Here is a 16093-nt window from a genome sequence, read left to right as displayed (position 1 = left end):
GCTCCCACAGGGTTCTCGGTTTCATTCAGCTGCCAGCGCCGGCACCCACCGGTCAGCGTTGTTCGATTGGCACGAACTTGCGCTGTTCGACGCCGGTGTACTCGGCGCTCGGGCGGATGATGCGGTTGTTGGCGCGCTGTTCGAACACGTGCGCGGCCCAGCCGGTCAGGCGCGAGCAGACGAAAATCGGCGTGAACAGCTTGGTCGGGATCCCCATGAAGTGGTACGTCGAGGCATGGTAGAAGTCAGCGTTGGGGAACAGCTTCTTCTGCTCCCACATGGTCTTGTCGATGGCTTCGGAAACCGGGAACAGCACCTTGTCGCCCACTTCGTCGGCGAGTTTTTTCGACCAGCCCTTGATCACTTCGTTACGCGGATCGTTGTCTTTATAGATCGCGTGACCGAAGCCCATGATCTTGTCCTTGCGCTCGAGCATGCCGAGGGTGCCTTTGATGGCCTCTTCGGGGGACTGGAACTTCTGGATCATTTCCATCGCCGCTTCGTTGGCGCCGCCGTGCAGCGGGCCGCGCAGGGTACCGATAGCAGCCGTTACGCAGGAGAACATGTCTGACAAGGTCGAGGCGCAAACCCGTGCGGCGAACGTCGAGGCATTGAACTCGTGTTCCGCGTAGAGGATCAGCGAAACGTCCATGACTTTGCGGTGCAACTCGCTCGGTTTTTTGTCATGCAGCAAGTGCAGGAAATGCCCGCCGATGGATTCTTCATCAGTGACGCAGTTGATCCGCAGGCCATCGTGGCTGAAGCGATACCAGTAGCACATGATCGCCGGGAACGCGGCCAGCATCCGGTCGGTGACGTCATGTTGCGCAGAGAAATCCTTCTCCGGTTCGATATTGCCGAGGAACGAAGCACCCGTGCGCATCACGTCCATCGGGTGCGCGTCGGCAGGAATGCGTTCGAGCACTTCCTTCAAGGCTTGCGGCAGGTCGCGCAGCGTGCTCAGTTTGCTCATGTAAGCAGCCAGTTGCGCCTTGTTCGGCAGATCGCCGTACAGCAGCAGGTAAGCCACTTCTTCAAACCGCGCGTCGGCAGCCAGTTCGCGAACGTCATAGCCGCGATAGGTCAGCCCGGCGCCCGATTGCCCGACTGTGGACAGTGCGGTTTGCCCGGCAACCTGGCCACGTAGCCCGGCGCCACTCAATACTTTTGCTTCGGCCATTGCTCTCTCCAATCTTGAATTTGTTAGGGAATCGGCAAGCTGTGTTTCATCAGGTTCTTTGGTGATGCTGAAAAGATCGCAGCCTCGCGTTGCTCGACAGCTCCTACTCGGTGACCGAGCCCGGCAACATTCCTGTAGGAGCTGCCGAGTGAAACGAGGCTGCGATCTTTTGATCTATTTCTTCGAGGCAAACAACGCATCGAGCTTCTGCTCGAAAACGTGGTAATCGATGGCGTCGTACAGCTCCATGCGGGTTTGCATGGTGTCGATCACGTTCTGCTGCGTGCCGTCGCGGCGAATCGCCGTGTAGACGTTTTGCGCCGCCTTGTTCATGGCGCGGAACGCCGACAGCGGGTACAGCACCAGCGATACGTCGGCCGCCTTCAGTTGCTCGGTGGTGTACAACGGCGTCGCGCCGAATTCGGTGATGTTGGCCAGGATCGGCGCTTTCACGCGGTTGGCGAACAGCTTGTACATGTCCAGCTCGGTGATGGCTTCCGGGAACACCATGTCGGCACCGGCTTCGACGCAGGCGGCAGCACGCTCCAGCGCCGACTCAAGACCTTCCACCGCCAGCGCGTCGGTGCGCGCCATGATCACGAAACTGTCATCGGTGCGGGCATCGACGGCGGCCTTGATACGGTCGACCATTTCCTGCAGGGACACGATTTCCTTGTTCGGACGGTGACCGCAGCGCTTGGCGCCGACCTGGTCTTCGATGTGAATCGCCGCCGCGCCGAACTTGATCATCGACTTGACGGTACGCGCCACGTTGAACGCCGAAGAACCGAAACCGGTGTCCACGTCCACCAACAATGGCAGGTCGCAGACATCGGTGATCCGCCGTACGTCGGTCAGCACGTCATCCAGACCGGTAATCCCCAGGTCCGGTACGCCGAGGGAGCCGGCAGCCACCCCGCCACCCGACAGGTAAATCGCCTTGAAACCGGCGCGCTTGGCCAGCAGGGCGTGGTTGGCGTTGATCGCGCCGACCACTTGCAATGGTTGTTCACTGGCGACCGCATCGCGGAAACGCTGGCCTGGAGTGCTCTTGTTGGAACTCATGACTCACCTCGTGGAGTGGCTGTCGGGTTGGCGCTGTCCTGGTAGTGACGCGCGATATTGCGTTTGGAAGCGCCGATGTGACGACGCATCAACAACTCGGCCAGTTCCCCGTCGCGATCAGCGATCGCGTCGAGAATCCGGTGATGCTCTGCGAACGCCTGACGCGGGCGGTTAGGCGTGGCGGAAAACTGGATGCGGTACATGCGCACCAACTGGTACAGCTCACCGCAGAGCATCTGGGTCAGGGTGCGGTTGCCGGCGCCCTGAATGATTCGGTAGTGAAAGTCGAAATCGCCTTCCTGCTGGTAGTAACCGACACCGGCCTGAAATGCCGCATCGCGCTCATGGGTCTCGAGCACCCGACGCAGCTCGTCGATTTCTTCGAGGGTCATGCGCTCGGCGGCCAGACGACAGGCCATGCCTTCCAGGGATTCGCGAATTTCATAGAGTTCGACCAGCTCGGCATGGCTCAGGGAAACCACCCGCGCTCCGACGTGCGGGATGCGCACCAGCAGCCGCTGCCCTTCCAGGCGGTGGATCGCCTCGCGCAACGGCCCGCGGCTGATGCCGTAGGTGCGCGCCAGTTCCGGCTCGGAGATCTTGCTGCCTGGGGCGATCTCGCCCTTGACGATGGCCGCCTGGATACGTCGGAAGACGTTCTCGGAGAGCGTCTCCGAATCGTCCTGTTGTACCAGCGGGGGATCAAGTTGATCCAGCATATTGTCGACACCTTGTAAGCCAATGCGACAAAAACTAGCGAATAATGCGGATTCAGTCAAAGGAAAATTAGATATTGTCGACAATCGTCTAATAACCAACGGCACCATAACGCCGCAATAGCTCTGTTTATAGCCACCCTCGGGCGGTGGCGCCATAAAACCAGCATGCTAGAATGCCGCCCGCATTTGCCTGTCGCCTTAATAAGGCAGGCACACGAGGGAGCTTGCGCAGCAATGCCAGTCGCCTTGAACTGAAGATCGCACTGCAACGCGCCAGGATTTATGAGACTCAAGCCCTTCCTTATATTGCTTTACCTGCTCTGCCTGTCCGGGGTGAGCACCGCCGCCGAGAAGACCGTCTACGGTTTGAATGAATACGCGGCACTGTCCGGGATCAACCTGGAAGTCGCGGCCAAACTCGACACCGGGGCCAAGACTGCCTCCCTCAGCGCTCGCGACATCAAGCGTTTCAAACGCAATGGCGAGTCCTGGGTGCGTTTCTACCTGGCGATCGACGCTGCGCATTCGCACCCGATCGAACGTCCGCTGGCCCGGGTCAGCAAGATCAAGCGCCGCGCCGGCGACTACGACCCCGATGAAGGCAAGAACTACACCGCCCGCCCGGTGATTGCCCTGGATATCTGCATGGGCGGCGCTTTACGCAGTATTGAAGTGAACTTGACCGACCGAAGTGCATTCCAATACCCGCTCCTGATCGGCTCCGAAGCGCTGAAACGCTTTGATGCGCTGGTCGACCCCAGTCTTAAATACGCTGCCGGCAAACCCGCCTGCGCCACCGACGCTCTTACCGCAGAGTAATTTTAATGCGCTCTATTACCCTCCATCTGAAAATCCTGATCGCCGTCCTGGTGGCGCTGGGTATTTCGATCACGGTCTATCAGATCCTCGTGCTTGGCATTCCGGTGACCGAAGACGCCACCGACGACTTGTGGAACATCGACGCCAAGGTCGAGTTCGTCGCCGCCGGAAAGGATCCGATCAAGATCCAGATGTTCGTGCCACCGCTGAGCCGCGACTACGTCAGCCTGAACGAGAGTTTCATCTCCAATAACTACGGGGTGGCCGTCAATCGCGTCGACGGTAATCGCAAGGTCACCTGGTCCGCGCGACGCGCCAAGGGCAACCAGACCCTCTATTACCGCCTGGTGCTGACCAAGCGTTACACCGGTGAGAAACTCAAGGTCAAAGGCCCGACCTTCCGCGACAGCATCGCCGTCGAAGGCCCGGAAAAAATTGCCCTCGAGGCCCTGCTCGCGCCGATTCGCCAGCACTCGGCAGACGTCGAAACCTTCATCGGCGAAGCCATCAAACGGGTCAACAACCTCAACGATGACAACGTCAAACTGCTGCTGGGCGGCGACCCGTCGACCGCGCACAAGGCGAAAATCGTCGAACTGCTGCTGTCCATCGGCCATGTCCCGGTGGAGAAGGTACATACCATTCGTCTGGTGGCCGACCAGCCACAAACCCCGGAACTCTGGCTGCGCAGCTTCAACGGCACCGACTGGTTGTACTTCAACCCGGAAACCGGCGAACAGGGCCTGCCTACCGACCGTCTGCTGTGGTGGACCGGTGATGACAACCTGATCACCGTCGATGGCGGCAAGAAAGCCACCGTTACCTTCAGCATGAACAATAGCGAAATGAACGCCATTCGCCTGGCCAAGCTGACCGACGAGAACTCCGACGCCAACTTCCTCGAATACTCGCTCTACGGCCTGCCGCTGCAAACCCAGCAGACCTTCATGATCATGGTGATGATTCCGATCGGCGTGCTGGTGATCCTGATCCTGCGCAACCTGATCGGCCTGCAGACCCTCGGCACGTTCACCCCGGTGCTGATCGCCCTGGCCTTTCGCGAAACCCAACTGGGCTTCGGCATCGTCCTGTTCACCATCATTACCGCGCTCGGCCTGTCGCTGCGCTCATACCTTGAACACCTGAAGCTGCAAATGCTGCCAAGGTTGTCGGTGGTACTGACCTTCGTCGTGGTGCTGATCGCCGCCATCAGCCTGTTCAGCCACAAGCTCGGCCTGGAACGCGGGCTGTCGGTCGCACTGTTCCCGATGGTGATTCTGACCATGACCATCGAACGCCTGTCGATCACCTGGGAAGAACGCGGTGGCGGCCATGCGATGAAAGTCGCGATCGGCACGCTGTTCGCCGCCACCCTGGCGCACTTGATCATGAGCGTGCCGGAGCTGATCTACTTCGTGTTCACCTTCCCGGCGATCCTGTTGATCATGGTCGGTTTCATGCTGGCCATGGGTCGCTATCGCGGCTACCGCCTGACCGAACTGGTGCGCTTCAAAGCCTTCCTCAAGGCTGATTCGTAATGTTCGGTTTCTGGAAGACCTGGAAGGCCCTGGAAGCCCGGGGCATCATGGGGATCAATCGGCGCAACGCGGACTATGTGCTCAAGTACAACAAGCGCAGCCTGTACCCGATTGTCGATGACAAGATCATCACCAAGGAACATGCGATCAAGGCCGGCATTCACGTGCCGGAGTTGTACGGGGTGATTTCCACCGAGAAGGAAATCGACAAGCTCGACGAGATCATCGGCGGGCGCAATGACTTCGTCATCAAGCCGGCCCAGGGCGCCGGCGGTGACGGCATCCTGGTGATCGCCGATCGCTTCGAAGGTCGCTATCGCACGGTTTCCGGGAAGATCATCAGCCATGAGGAAATCGAACACCAGATTTCCAGCATCCTCACCGGCCTGTACTCCCTGGGCGGTCACCGCGACCGGGCGTTGATCGAATACCGCGTGACCCCGGACCAGATCTTCAAGAGCATCAGCTATGAAGGCGTGCCGGATATCCGCATCATCGTGCTGATGGGCTACCCGGTGATGGCCATGCTGCGTCTGCCGACCCGTCAGTCCGGCGGCAAAGCCAACCTGCACCAGGGCGCCATTGGCGTCGGCGTCGACCTGGCCACCGGCCTGACCCTGCGCGGGACCTGGTTGAACAACATCATCACCAAACACCCCGACACCACCAACGCGGTGGATGGCGTGCAACTGCCCTACTGGGACGGTTTCATGAAGTTGGCGGCCGGTTGCTATGAGCTCTGCGGGCTCGGCTACATCGGTGTCGACATGGTGCTGGATCAGGAAAAGGGCCCGTTGATTCTTGAACTCAACGCCCGCCCCGGCCTGAACATCCAGATCGCCAACGATTGCGGCCTGACCCTGCGCACCCATGCGGTGGAAGCCCGCCTTGAAGAGCTGAAGGCCAAAGGCATCAAGGAAACTGCCGAGGATCGGGTGAAGTTTGCGCAAGAGTTGTTTGGGCATATTCCGGCCGTAGAGGGCTGACCTGTGGCGAGGGGGCTTGTCGGAACGGCGCATCGCCCCGTTCGGCGGCGAAGCCGTCGTAAATCCTGGGCAAGCGGGTTTTACCTGACACAATGGGGTAGCTGGTTTTGCGGCTGCTTCGCAGCCCAGCGGGGGCAAGCCCCCTCGCCACAAAGTTCGAGCCAGCCCCTCTTGCATGTATCTCTTCCCGACATCCCCTCTAGGAGCAATTCCCTCAGGGGACTACAATCGCCAGCCGCGCACCGATGACTGATCTGCCCCGCATGTTGACCTGCTCCGTACACCCGCTCCCCTATCGCGCCAACCCTGCCGAGTATTTCGCGGCGATTCGTCATGCCCCCGGTGCCGTGCTGCTCGACAGCGGCCGGCCAAGTGCCGAACGCGGACGCTATGACCTGCTCAGCGCCTGGCCGCTGGAGCAACTGACGGTATTACCGGACGAACCCGGGACCGAATTCCTGCAGCGGCTGCGAAACAATCTGCACCGGCTCGGCAATGCTGTGCTGCCTCCACCTTATCAACTGCCATTCGCCGGCGGTTTGATCGGCTACCTCAGCTACGACTTCGGCCGCCGTCTGGAAACCCTGCCCCATCAAGCCCGCGATGATCTGCAACTGCCTGATGCGCACCTGGGCCTGTACAACTGGGCGTTGATCAGCGACCACCAACTCGCCTCCAGCCAACTGGTGTTTCACCCAAGCCTGGCCGACGGCGAACGCCAACGCCTGATCGAGCTGTTCAACCAGCCTGCGACCGCGCCGACCGAAGCCTTCAAGTTGACCGCTACGATGAACGCCGACCTGAGTGCCGGCGACTACCAGCAGGCGTTCCTGCGCATTCAGCAGTACATTCAGGCGGGTGACTGTTATCAGGTCAACTTTGCCCAACGCTTTCGCGCCCCCTGCGAAGGCGACCCGTGGACGGCCTATTGCGCGCTGCGAGCGGCTTGCCCGACGCCCTTCTCCGGTTTCCAGAGCCTGCCCGATGGCGATGCAGTGCTGAGCCTGTCTCCTGAGCGCTTTGTCAAAGTCAGCGAAGGCCAGGTGGAAACCCGGCCGATCAAAGGCACCCGGCCACGGGGCAAGAATGCCGTCGAGGACGCAGCCAACGCCGCCGAACTGCTGGCCAGCGCCAAGGACCGCGCGGAAAACCTGATGATCGTCGACCTGCTGCGCAATGATCTGGGCCGCACTTGCCGAATTGGCTCGGTGCGAGTGCCGGAGTTGTTCAGCCTGGAAAGCTACCCGAACGTGCATCACCTGGTCAGCAGCGTCACCGGCGAGTTGGCCGAGGGCAAGGATGCGCTGGACCTGATCGCGGGAAGCTTCCCCGGCGGGTCGATCACCGGCGCGCCGAAAATCCGGGCGATGCAGATCATCGACGAGCTGGAATCGACCCGCCGCGGGCTGTATTGCGGTTCATTGCTGTACCTGGATGTCCGCGGGGAAATGGACAGCTCCATCGCCATCCGCAGCTTGCTGGTCAAGGATCGGCAGGTCTGCTGCTGGGGCGGTGGCGGAATCGTCGCCGACTCGGACTGGCAGGCCGAGTATCAGGAATCCATCACCAAGGTGAAGGTGTTGCTGGAAACCTTGCAAAACCTTTGATGGATGCTTCGCACTCTTCGCGGACGCTCCTGCAATCGGGTCGCCTGATGGAAAAAGATCGCAGCCTGCGGCAGCTCCTACGCCGACCGGGTACACCAGTGAAATCGCAGGAACACGCGATCCTGTAGGAGCTGCCGCAGGCTGCGATCTTTTGATCTTGCTTTTGCAGATGTCCCTCTGGAATCAGGTCGTCTGACGGAAAAGATCGCAGCCTGCGGCAGCTCCTACAGGGTATTCACAGGCTGAGTTCGCGATTCGAAGCCTTGAGAAACTCCTGCTTGAGCTCGGCAAAGCTGTGCACCGCCGGAAATTGCGGGAATTCGCGGATCACGTTTTCCGGCGCATGGAACAGAATCCCCGCATCGGCCTCACCCAGCATGGTGGTGTCGTTGTAGGAATCACCGGCGGCGATCACCCGGTAGTACAGGCTCTTGAACGCCAGCACCGATTGACGCTTGGGGTCTTTCTGGCGCAGTTGATAACCGCTCACCCGGCCACTTTCATCGGTGATCAAGCGATGGCACAGCAGCGTCGGGAAGCCCAGCTGGCGCATCAACGGCTGGGAGAATTCATAGAAGGTGTCTGAAAGGATCACCACCTGAAAGCGCTCGCGCAGCCAGTTGACGAACTCCACCGCGCCGTCCAGCGGTTTGAGGGTGGCGATCACCTCCTGGATGTCCGCCAGCTTCAAGCCGTGCTCATCGAGAATCCGCAGGCGCTGCTTCATCAGCACGTCGTAGTCGGGAATATCCCGAGTGGTCGCCTTGAGGGATTCAATCCCGGTTTTTTCGGCAAAGGCGATCCAGATTTCCGGGACCAGCACACCTTCCAGGTCGAGACAGGCAATTTCCACAGGACACTCCCATTTGTAATGTTTATTGAGTTGAGCGGGTAAAAGGACAGCCGAACTCTAGCGATAAGCTCTGGCCGGCGCAACGCGTTAAAACCTGCTGAAAACGTAGCGAGCGAAGGCAAGACAAGGCGAAAACAGGCGAGTAAGCGGAGTTGACTTTAGTCAATGAGCACTACGAGTCTGTTTTCAACGCAGTATTGTCGAGCGCAGCAGTTTTCAGGCAGTTTTTGTTACTATCGAGCCTATCTAGAGCGCTTAGCGCCACCGACCTGTAGGAAACCGCCCTGATGAGTCAATCGTTCGACGTCGCTGAACTCGCCGCGACCTATGCCAACAAATCCGCCCAGGACATTCTCAAACTGGCCTTCGCCCAGTTCGGTGATGACCTGTGGGTCTCCTTCAGCGGCGCCGAAGACGTGGTGCTGGTGGACATGGCCTGGAAACTGAACAAAAACGTCAAGGTCTTCAGCCTCGACACGGGCCGCCTGCACCCGGAAACCTACCGGTTCATCGAGCAAGTCCGCGAGCACTACCAGATCCAGATCGAACTGGTCTCGCCAGATCAAAGCAAACTCGAACCCTTCGTCAAAGAAAAGGGTCTGTTCAGCTTCTACAAGGACGGCCATGGCGAGTGCTGCGGCATCCGCAAGATCGAACCGCTGCGACGCAAACTCTCTACTGTCAGCGCTTGGGCCACCGGCCAGCGCCGCGACCAGAGCCCGGGCACCCGCAGCCAGGTCGCCGTGATGGAAATCGACAGCGCTTTCTCCACCCCGGAACGCACCCTCTACAAATTCAACCCGTTGGCACAAATGACCAGCGAAGAGATCTGGGGTTACATCCGCATGCTCGAGCTGCCGTACAACAGCCTGCATGAACGCGGCTTCATCAGCATCGGCTGCGAACCCTGCACCCGCCCTGTCCTGCCCAACCAGCACGAGCGCGAAGGCCGCTGGTGGTGGGAAGAGGCCACACAGAAAGAATGCGGGCTGCATGCAGGGAACATTATCAGCAAGGCCTGACCCCCTGTGGAAGCGGGCGAACCCATCATAAGGACATCCCCATGCGAATTCTTGTGGTCAACGTCAACACCACCGAGTCAATCACCCAAGCCATCGCCAGGCAGGCCCAGGCCGTGGCCTCGCCCGGTACCGAGATCGTCGGCCTGACGCCGCACTTCGGCGCAGCCTCCATCGAAGGCAATTTCGAAAGCTACCTGGCGGCGATCGCCGTCATGGATCGCGTGCTCTCCTACGATCAACCCTACGACGCAGTGATCCAGGCCGGCTACGGTGAGCATGGCCGGGAAGGTCTGCAGGAGCTGCTCAATGTGCCGGTAGTCGATATCACCGATGCGGGCGCGAGCACGGCCATGTTCCTCGGCCACGCCTATTCGGTGGTCACCACGCTCGACCGCACGGTGCCGCTGATCGAGGACCGCCTCAAGCTGTCCGGTCTCTATGACCGCTGCGCCTCGGTGCGGGCCAGTGGCCTGGCGGTACTGGAACTGGAAGAAGATCCAGAGCGTGCACTCGAGGCCATCGTTCGTCAGGCCGAACTGGCGGTGAGCGAGGACAAGGCTGAGGTGATCTGCCTGGGTTGCGGCGGGATGGCCGGGCTCGATGAACAGATTCGTCGGCGTACCGGTGTGCCGGTGGTGGACGGAGTGACAGCGGCGGTGACCATTGCCGAGGCGCTGGTGCGCCTGGGGTTGTCCACCTCCAAGGTGCGGACCTATGCCACGCCTCGGCCGAAGGCCATTATTGGTTGGCCGGGACATTTTCGGCGCTGAGTCCTGAGACCGAGTCATCGTTCATCGCGAGCTTGCTCGCGATGGACCGGGGTCGCGCTCGACCACCTCGCTCTAAAGCCGAACCTAGATGGCACTAAACCTCTGCCCCAACCCCTGCTCGGCAAACTGCTCGATGATGAAGTCGACAAACGCCCGGGTCTTGCCCGGCAGTAATTTATGCTCGGCGTAGTAGATCGAGATATTGCCATCGTCGACATACCAGTCCGGCAACACCCGCTGCAAAGTCCCGGCGTTCAGGTAACTCACGGCGAACGGCATGCTCACCAAGGCGATGCCCAAGCCTTGGGCGGCAGTGGCGCAGGCGGCCTCCGAATCGCTCATGGTCATTCGTGCCTGGAGGGTCAATGGGCTGTGTTGCTGGCTGCGACTGGTCAGCTGCCAGGAGCGCACCCGCCCGGTTTGCGGTGAGCGAATCAGAATCCCGTCGCAATGGCGCAAGTCATCCGGCTCGACAATGGCTTCGCGCTGCGCCAGATAGTCGGTCGAAGCCACCAACACCCGGTGGGCTGGCGTCAACTTGCGCGCCACCACCCCTTGCGGCAGTTCAAAGCCACCGCCAATCGCCGCATCGAAACCCTGACCGATCAGATCGACCTGGCGGTTATCGAAATGCCAGTCCGGATTGATCGCCGGAAAGCGCCGCAGGAACTCCCCCAGCAGCGGCATGATATACAAACGCCCGAACACCGTGCCCATGCTGACTTTCAGGGTCCCCGCCGGACGCCCTTCGGCGCTGGCCAGGTTGGCCACGGCATTTTGAATGGTATGCAGGCTGGCACTGACCTCACCGAGAAACAGCTGGCCGGCCTCGGTCAGGGTCAGACTGCGAGTGCTGCGCTGAAACAGCCGCACTCCCAGGCGCGCCTCGAGCTTGGCGACACTCTTGCCCACCGCGGCCGGGGTCAGACTCAAGCGCCGCGCGGCTTCGGCAAAGCTGCCGACCTCGGCGCTGCGGACGAAGCATTCGATACTGCTGAAGGTTTCCATGACCGCCACTATAAACTTTTAGTTTACACAGACTATAGCAATTACCCTCTACTCAGCTGGTAATCCGAGGTCGATACTCGACTCCAACAACAAGGCAGTCCGCCTTGAATTTTTTGGAGAACGACATGACCACGCAAAACCTCAGCGGTAAAGTAGCTCTGATTCAGGGCGGCTCCCGCGGCATCGGTGCCGCCATCGTCAAGCGCCTGGCCGAGCAAGGCGCCGCAGTGGCCTTTACCTACGTCAGCTCGACGGCCAAGGCTGAAGAACTGCAGAACAGCATCACTGCCAACGGCGGCAAGGCCCTGGCGATCAAGGCTGACAGCGCTGATGCCGCGGCCATCCGCAACGCCGTCAACCGCACTGTGGAAACCTTTGGCCGACTGGACATCCTGGTCAACAATGCCGGCGTTCTGGCGGTCGCACCGCTGGAAGATTTCAAGCTGGAAGACTTCGACCAGACCTTGGCCATCAACGTGCGCAGCGTGTTTATTGCGACTCAGGAAGCCGCCCGACACATGACCGAAGGCGGTCGCATCATCAATATCGGCAGCACCAACGCCGAGCGCATGCCCTTCGCCGGTGGCGGCCCGTACGCCATGAGCAAAGCCGCGCTGGTCGGCCTGACCAAAGGTCTGGCCCGCGACTTGGGCCCACGGGGCATCACCATCAACAACGTGCAGCCCGGCCCGGTCGACACCGACATGAACCCGGCCCACGGTGATTTCGCCGACAGCCTGATCCCGTTGATGGCGGTAGGTCGTTACGGCAAGGTCGAAGAAATCGCCAGCTTCGTCGCTTATCTGGTCGGCCCGGAAGCCGGATACATCACCGGTGCCAGCCTGACCATCGACGGTGGTTTTGCTGCCTGATTAACGGGCCATAAAAAACGCCGGGCAACCTCGATCAGGTTGCCCGGCGTTTTGCTGTATCGGTGTTGGGCCCATCAGGCCCATTCGAGCACCGGCAACCCGCAGGCACCTGGCTGGAACGCCTTCAGCGAACGGATAATCCGGTCTGCATGGGCGTATCTGGCGTCCGCCATCGCCGCATCAGGCACGGCAATCGCGGTCATCCCCGCAGCTTTGGCGGCCGTGACCCCAAAGGGCGAATCCTCGAATACCAGGCAATCCTGCGGCGCCACGCCTAACCGTCGTGCCGCTGTCAGGAAGATATCCGGCGCTGGCTTGGCAGCGCCCACCTCGGGATCGTCCGCCGTGACAATGGTGTCGAACAGCGCGAACCAGTCGCCATGCAGCGTGGTTTTCTGCCCGAAAGACTGGCTCGAGGAACTGGTGCCCACCGCAATCGGGATGTTATTGGCCTGCAGATGCCGCACCAGCTGCTGCGCCCCCGGCATCGCCAACGCACTCGGAAAACGCTCGCGCATCAACGGCTCGCGCACCCGCAGAAACTCCTCGGCGGTGATCGGCAAATCCAGCGCCTCGACGATATACCGCGCCAGATCCCCCGCCCCCAGGCCGATGATGTTCTGCTTGACGCTCCAGTCAAAGGTGCGGCCATAACGCTCGGCAATGATCTGGGTGACCTCGGTGTAAATCCCCTCGGTGTCCAGCAACAACCCGTCCATGTCGAAAATCACGGCCTTGATCGGGCCGAACTCATCCAGCTGTGCATTCATCGCATCTGATCCGTTAACAAAATACATCCCGGGAGCGGCTCAGGTACGGCCAGTGTGAGGATCGATTAAAGGATTCAGCAGGATAACCAGCAGCGTCCACATGAGGCAACAGTTTGGGCCGATCAAGTCTCGGCAAGCGACCTAGGGTTTGTCATGAGCAAAACGAAAGCCAAGGGCTTTCGGCACATTGACTTATAAAAAACCCTTGCAAACCTTATAAAAGACTTATTAATATCCTATGAATCAAATCTACTGGACCCGAAAAGCCGTGAAGCAACTGCTAAGGCTACACACCCAGCAGCAGGTTCACATTCGCGATGCGGTGACAGGGCTCGAGCACATGCCTGATGTGACTCACGTTAATGCACTGTCCCATCACACTTACGGCTACCGACTGCGTGTCGGCAATTACAGAGTCCTTTTCGACTGGGACGGCGGGATCCAGGTTGTCAGCATCCAAGAGGTTAAAAAACGTGACGAACGCACCTACTGACGTACAAATCATCAATGGCCCGGATGGCAAACCGGCCTTCGTCGTCATTCCCTATGCGCAATACAAGGCTCAGGTTCAAGACGAGTTGATCCCCCATGAAGTGGTCAGCCGCATCGTCGATGGCGCCACCCCGATCCGCGCCTGGCGTGAATACTTGAACCTCACTCAAGAGGAAGTGGCAAATCGCCTGGGGATTTCACAGCCGGCTTTTGCGCAACAGGAAGCGGTGAACAAACCACGCCGGGCCACCCGGGAGAAAATTGCCCTGGCATTCGGGATCAAGGCGGATCAGCTGGAGTTGTAAAAGGGCAAGATCGGAAGATCGCAGCCTGTGGCAGCTCCTACGGGGGGATTGTGTACACCTCCAGCAATGCGGGTGTACGTAGCCTGCGATATTTTGATCTGGGACCGGATGCCCGCCCCCTGAAAAATCGATTCACCCAGCCCTCTGAAACATTTTCTTTCATATCGCCTTGCGGGTTTTATGATTCTCATTCGTCTTAATTAGATGCAATCAGACCGCGTAGGCAACAGCCACGGTCGGTTTTACTGGAAAGCGGCGCAAGCGACAGGCTTGCGTCACTCCACTCATCGAATCAAGACCCTTATTCATGTCGAAGAAATCCCGCTCGAAACTCTGGTTCCTCGTGCATAGCTGGCTGGCGTTGCCCATCTGGTTCTTCGTGCTGATCGTGTGTGTCACCGGCACCCTGGCGGTGGTCAGCCAGGAGATTGTCTGGCTGGCCAACCCGGACATCCGCGCCAGCAAACCCTCGGACGACGCCGAACTGCTCAGCTATGACCAGGTCGTCGCGGCGATCAAGCGCGCCGAGCCGCAAACCCTGGTTGAGTCCATCAGCCGTCCCGACGAGTCGCATTTTGCCCTGGACGTGGACGTCAGCTATCCGGATGGCCGTTCGGTGACTGTCTACGTCAACCCTTACACCGGAGTCATTCAGGGCATCAGCCCGCAGTTCAATTTCAAAGCCTTCACCCGAGCGCTGCATGGTTGGTGGCTGGTGCCGTTCACCAATGGCTTCAGCTGGGGCTGGTACCTGGTGTCGTTCCTCAGCCTGCCGCTGCTGGCGTCACTGGTGACCGGGCTGGTGGTCTATAAACGCTTCTGGAAAGGCTTCTTCCGGCCGACCCTGCGGATCAGTCACGGCGCGCGGATCTTCTGGGGCGATTTCCACCGCCTGAGTGGTATCTGGTCGATCTGGTTCATTGCGGTGATTTCCATCACCGGGCTCTGGTTCCTGATTGAGGCGTTCCTGTTCGACAACCAGATTTCCATCTCCAGCGAACCAATCGTCCCGGTGATCTCACGGGAAAGCGTGCCGATGTCTGCCACGGGCGGACCAGCACCGATGATCGGTCTGGACCAGGCGATCCAGATCGCCACCCAGAAAATCCCCGGACTGGAAGCCAGTTTCGTCAGTTTGCCGAGCAATGCCTACAGTCACCTGGTCATTGGCGGGCGCGGCTGGTATCCGCTGATGTTCCAGACCGCCTCGATCCACCCCTACAACAGCGAAATCGCCGCCTCGCGGCTGCTCTCGGACCGCACCGGCCTGGAGTTCGTCACCGAATCCATGCGCCCGCTGCACACCGGTGATTTCGGTGGGCTGTGGATCAAACTGATCTGGTTCTTCTTCGGTCTGGTCCTCAGCATGATGGTCCTCAGCGGGCTGCTGATCTGGACCAAACGTACCGCCCTGGCCACGGCTAACGCCTTCAAGCGCAGCACTAAAAAAGCCCAACCTGCCGCAGTCGCCCAAGTGCAACCGGCCATGCATTCCCAGACTCCGGAGGGCAACCAGTGAGCAAGGCAACCACCGCACCGCAACCATCGCGCCTGAACCGGCTTTGGCACACATGGCGCTTCCACCTGAGTATCTTGCTGCTGCTGATTCCACTGGGCTTCATGCCCAAGTACTTCGCCGATGCCGCTCTGTTTCGCGGCGACAACGGCCTGGGTGAACGGGAAGTCGGCGAAATCCAGGTCGGGCCCTGGAGCCTGCGCCTTGCCGAGTTACGCAACGAGGCACCGCTACTGTCCGGCCCGGCGGGTTACATGAAGAGCTTTAACGCCGCCCTGTGCGAAAGCTGCATCAATCAGGTCAAGGCCACCTACCTGCGCATTGGCAAACCCCGCAGCCTGCGCGCCGCCGGGGTGATTTTCTTTGGCACGCCCTATCGCATGGGAGCACAGCTGCCGATACCGGAAAAGACCAAGGCCGACGCTGAGATCTGGATCACCATGGAAGGCTGGGACGGCAGCATGCATCAAGCGGCGGTGCCGCTCGGCAAGGCATCCCCGGCCACCCTCGCCTGGCTGAACAAACAAGGAGGCAAACCATGATCGTTGCTGCATGCACTACCCGCCTGCGC

The 16093-nt window shown here is 60.0% G+C and carries 17 protein-coding genes; 11 read left to right on the top strand and 6 right to left on the bottom strand.

The annotated features are described in order from the left end of the window. Window positions 1-52: 52 nt before the first annotated feature. The 3 genes from prpC to F8N85_RS21590 form a co-directional block, all read right to left on the bottom strand. Window positions 53-1180 carry a 2-methylcitrate synthase gene (gene prpC / locus F8N85_RS21600; protein WP_150804854.1) on the bottom strand — a complete coding sequence of 376 codons (1128 nt, stop codon included), beginning with the start codon at window positions 1178-1180 and terminating at the stop codon, window positions 53-55. A 174-nt stretch (window positions 1181-1354) separates the two neighbouring features. Continuing rightward, complete coding sequence (gene prpB, locus F8N85_RS21595) at window positions 1355-2245, bottom strand: methylisocitrate lyase (protein WP_150805556.1); 891 nt, start codon at window positions 2243-2245, stop codon at window positions 1355-1357. Continuing rightward, on the bottom strand, window positions 2242-2961 hold the full coding sequence (locus tag F8N85_RS21590; protein ID WP_191636232.1) for a GntR family transcriptional regulator: 720 nt from the start codon (window positions 2959-2961) through the stop codon (window positions 2242-2244). The genes prpB and F8N85_RS21590 overlap by 4 nt, the downstream gene beginning before the upstream one ends. Window positions 2962-3246: 285 nt before the next feature. Between F8N85_RS21590 and F8N85_RS21585 the strand changes: the two genes are divergently transcribed. The 4 genes from F8N85_RS21585 to pabB all read left to right on the top strand — a co-directional run bounded on the left by F8N85_RS21585 (window position 3247) and on the right by pabB (window position 7914). Next, on the top strand, window positions 3247-3783 hold the full coding sequence (locus F8N85_RS21585; protein ID WP_150805554.1) for an ATP-dependent zinc protease: 537 nt from the start codon (window positions 3247-3249) through the stop codon (window positions 3781-3783). 5 nt (window positions 3784-3788) lie between these two features. Beyond that, a complete protein-coding gene (locus F8N85_RS21580; RefSeq protein ID WP_150805553.1) occupies window positions 3789-5321 on the top strand; it encodes an inactive transglutaminase family protein in 1533 nt (510 codons plus the stop codon). Further along, on the top strand, window positions 5321-6307 hold the full coding sequence (locus tag F8N85_RS21575; RefSeq protein WP_150805552.1) for an alpha-L-glutamate ligase-like protein: 987 nt from the start codon (window positions 5321-5323) through the stop codon (window positions 6305-6307). Before F8N85_RS21580 ends, F8N85_RS21575 begins: the two co-directional genes overlap by 1 nt. 263 nt (window positions 6308-6570) lie before the next feature. Further along, window positions 6571-7914 (top strand): aminodeoxychorismate synthase component I, encoded by a 1344-nt coding sequence (gene pabB, locus F8N85_RS21570; protein ID WP_150805559.1) that lies wholly within the window; start codon window positions 6571-6573, stop codon window positions 7912-7914. 235 nt (window positions 7915-8149) lie between these two features. On the opposite strand, the gene thrH is transcribed toward pabB, so the two are convergent. Next, window positions 8150-8767 (bottom strand): bifunctional phosphoserine phosphatase/homoserine phosphotransferase ThrH, encoded by a 618-nt coding sequence (gene thrH, locus F8N85_RS21565; RefSeq protein WP_150805551.1) that lies wholly within the window; start codon window positions 8765-8767, stop codon window positions 8150-8152. A 287-nt stretch (window positions 8768-9054) separates the two neighbouring features. Here thrH and F8N85_RS21560 point away from each other — a divergent pair, with 287 nt between their 5' ends. Together F8N85_RS21560 and F8N85_RS21555 are read left to right on the top strand one after the other, a co-directional pair. Next, window positions 9055-9789, top strand: coding sequence for a phosphoadenylyl-sulfate reductase (locus F8N85_RS21560; RefSeq protein ID WP_150805550.1), 735 nt, complete (start codon window positions 9055-9057; stop codon window positions 9787-9789). A gap of 41 nt (window positions 9790-9830) precedes the next feature. Continuing rightward, on the top strand, window positions 9831-10559 hold the full coding sequence (locus F8N85_RS21555) for an aspartate/glutamate racemase family protein (RefSeq protein ID WP_150805549.1): 729 nt from the start codon (window positions 9831-9833) through the stop codon (window positions 10557-10559). Between the two features lie 84 nt (window positions 10560-10643). Here the strand turns inward: F8N85_RS21555 and F8N85_RS21550 are convergent, their stop codons facing one another. Further along, on the bottom strand, window positions 10644-11567 hold the full coding sequence (locus F8N85_RS21550) for a LysR family transcriptional regulator (protein WP_150805548.1): 924 nt from the start codon (window positions 11565-11567) through the stop codon (window positions 10644-10646). 125 nt (window positions 11568-11692) lie between these two features. On the opposite strand from F8N85_RS21550, the gene F8N85_RS21545 reads away from it, so the two are divergent. Beyond that, window positions 11693-12439, top strand: coding sequence for a 3-oxoacyl-ACP reductase family protein (locus F8N85_RS21545; protein WP_150805547.1), 747 nt, complete (start codon window positions 11693-11695; stop codon window positions 12437-12439). Between the two features lie 74 nt (window positions 12440-12513). Here F8N85_RS21545 and F8N85_RS21540 read toward each other — a convergent pair whose 3' ends face one another. Continuing rightward, the gene (locus F8N85_RS21540) at window positions 12514-13209 is read right to left on the bottom strand and encodes an HAD-IA family hydrolase (protein ID WP_150805546.1); all 696 of its coding nucleotides are present in this window, start codon (window positions 13207-13209) and stop codon (window positions 12514-12516) included. Window positions 13210-13447: 238 nt separating this feature from the next. Between F8N85_RS21540 and F8N85_RS21535 the strand changes: the two genes are divergently transcribed. From F8N85_RS21535 to F8N85_RS21520, 4 genes are all read left to right on the top strand, one after another. Further along, window positions 13448-13702 carry a type II toxin-antitoxin system RelE family toxin gene (locus F8N85_RS21535; protein WP_150805545.1) on the top strand — a complete coding sequence of 85 codons (255 nt, stop codon included), beginning with the start codon at window positions 13448-13450 and terminating at the stop codon, window positions 13700-13702. Next, a complete protein-coding gene (locus F8N85_RS21530) occupies window positions 13683-14006 on the top strand; it encodes a helix-turn-helix domain-containing protein (RefSeq protein ID WP_150805544.1) in 324 nt (107 codons plus the stop codon). Before F8N85_RS21535 ends, F8N85_RS21530 begins: the two co-directional genes overlap by 20 nt. A gap of 307 nt (window positions 14007-14313) precedes the next feature. Continuing rightward, window positions 14314-15525 carry a PepSY-associated TM helix domain-containing protein gene (locus tag F8N85_RS21525; protein ID WP_150805543.1) on the top strand — a complete coding sequence of 404 codons (1212 nt, stop codon included), beginning with the start codon at window positions 14314-14316 and terminating at the stop codon, window positions 15523-15525. Further along, on the top strand, window positions 15522-16064 hold the full coding sequence (locus F8N85_RS21520; protein ID WP_150805542.1) for a thiamine pyrophosphate-binding protein: 543 nt from the start codon (window positions 15522-15524) through the stop codon (window positions 16062-16064). Before F8N85_RS21525 ends, F8N85_RS21520 begins: the two co-directional genes overlap by 4 nt. Window positions 16065-16093: the final 29 nt, after the last annotated feature.

It is taken from the genome of Pseudomonas fluorescens, assembly GCF_902497875.1.
Taxonomy (GTDB): domain Bacteria; phylum Pseudomonadota; class Gammaproteobacteria; order Pseudomonadales; family Pseudomonadaceae; genus Aquipseudomonas; species Aquipseudomonas fluorescens_BR.
This window is presented reverse-complemented; position numbering and strand designations above follow the sequence as displayed.

Excerpts from the sequence above, each read along its gene's own strand:
- F8N85_RS21525 (WP_150805543.1), top strand. The coding sequence starts at position 14,314 with ATGTCGAAGAAATCCCGCTCGAAACTCTGGTTCCTCGTGCATAGCTGG.
- F8N85_RS21585 (WP_150805554.1), top strand. The coding sequence starts at position 3,247 with ATGAGACTCAAGCCCTTCCTTATATTGCTTTACCTGCTCTGCCTGTCC.
- prpB (WP_150805556.1), bottom strand. The coding sequence starts at position 2,245 with ATGAGTTCCAACAAGAGCACTCCAGGCCAGCGTTTCCGCGATGCGGTC.
- F8N85_RS21550 (WP_150805548.1), bottom strand. The coding sequence starts at position 11,567 with ATGGAAACCTTCAGCAGTATCGAATGCTTCGTCCGCAGCGCCGAGGTC.
- prpC (WP_150804854.1), bottom strand. The coding sequence starts at position 1,180 with ATGGCCGAAGCAAAAGTATTGAGTGGCGCCGGGCTACGTGGCCAGGTT.
- F8N85_RS21555 (WP_150805549.1), top strand. The coding sequence starts at position 9,831 with ATGCGAATTCTTGTGGTCAACGTCAACACCACCGAGTCAATCACCCAA.
- F8N85_RS21575 (WP_150805552.1), top strand. The coding sequence starts at position 5,321 with ATGTTCGGTTTCTGGAAGACCTGGAAGGCCCTGGAAGCCCGGGGCATC.
- F8N85_RS21540 (WP_150805546.1), bottom strand. The coding sequence starts at position 13,209 with ATGAATGCACAGCTGGATGAGTTCGGCCCGATCAAGGCCGTGATTTTC.
- F8N85_RS21580 (WP_150805553.1), top strand. The coding sequence starts at position 3,789 with ATGCGCTCTATTACCCTCCATCTGAAAATCCTGATCGCCGTCCTGGTG.
- F8N85_RS21560 (WP_150805550.1), top strand. The coding sequence starts at position 9,055 with ATGAGTCAATCGTTCGACGTCGCTGAACTCGCCGCGACCTATGCCAAC.
- F8N85_RS21545 (WP_150805547.1), top strand. The coding sequence starts at position 11,693 with ATGACCACGCAAAACCTCAGCGGTAAAGTAGCTCTGATTCAGGGCGGC.
- F8N85_RS21535 (WP_150805545.1), top strand. The coding sequence starts at position 13,448 with ATGAATCAAATCTACTGGACCCGAAAAGCCGTGAAGCAACTGCTAAGG.
- pabB (WP_150805559.1), top strand. The coding sequence starts at position 6,571 with ATGTTGACCTGCTCCGTACACCCGCTCCCCTATCGCGCCAACCCTGCC.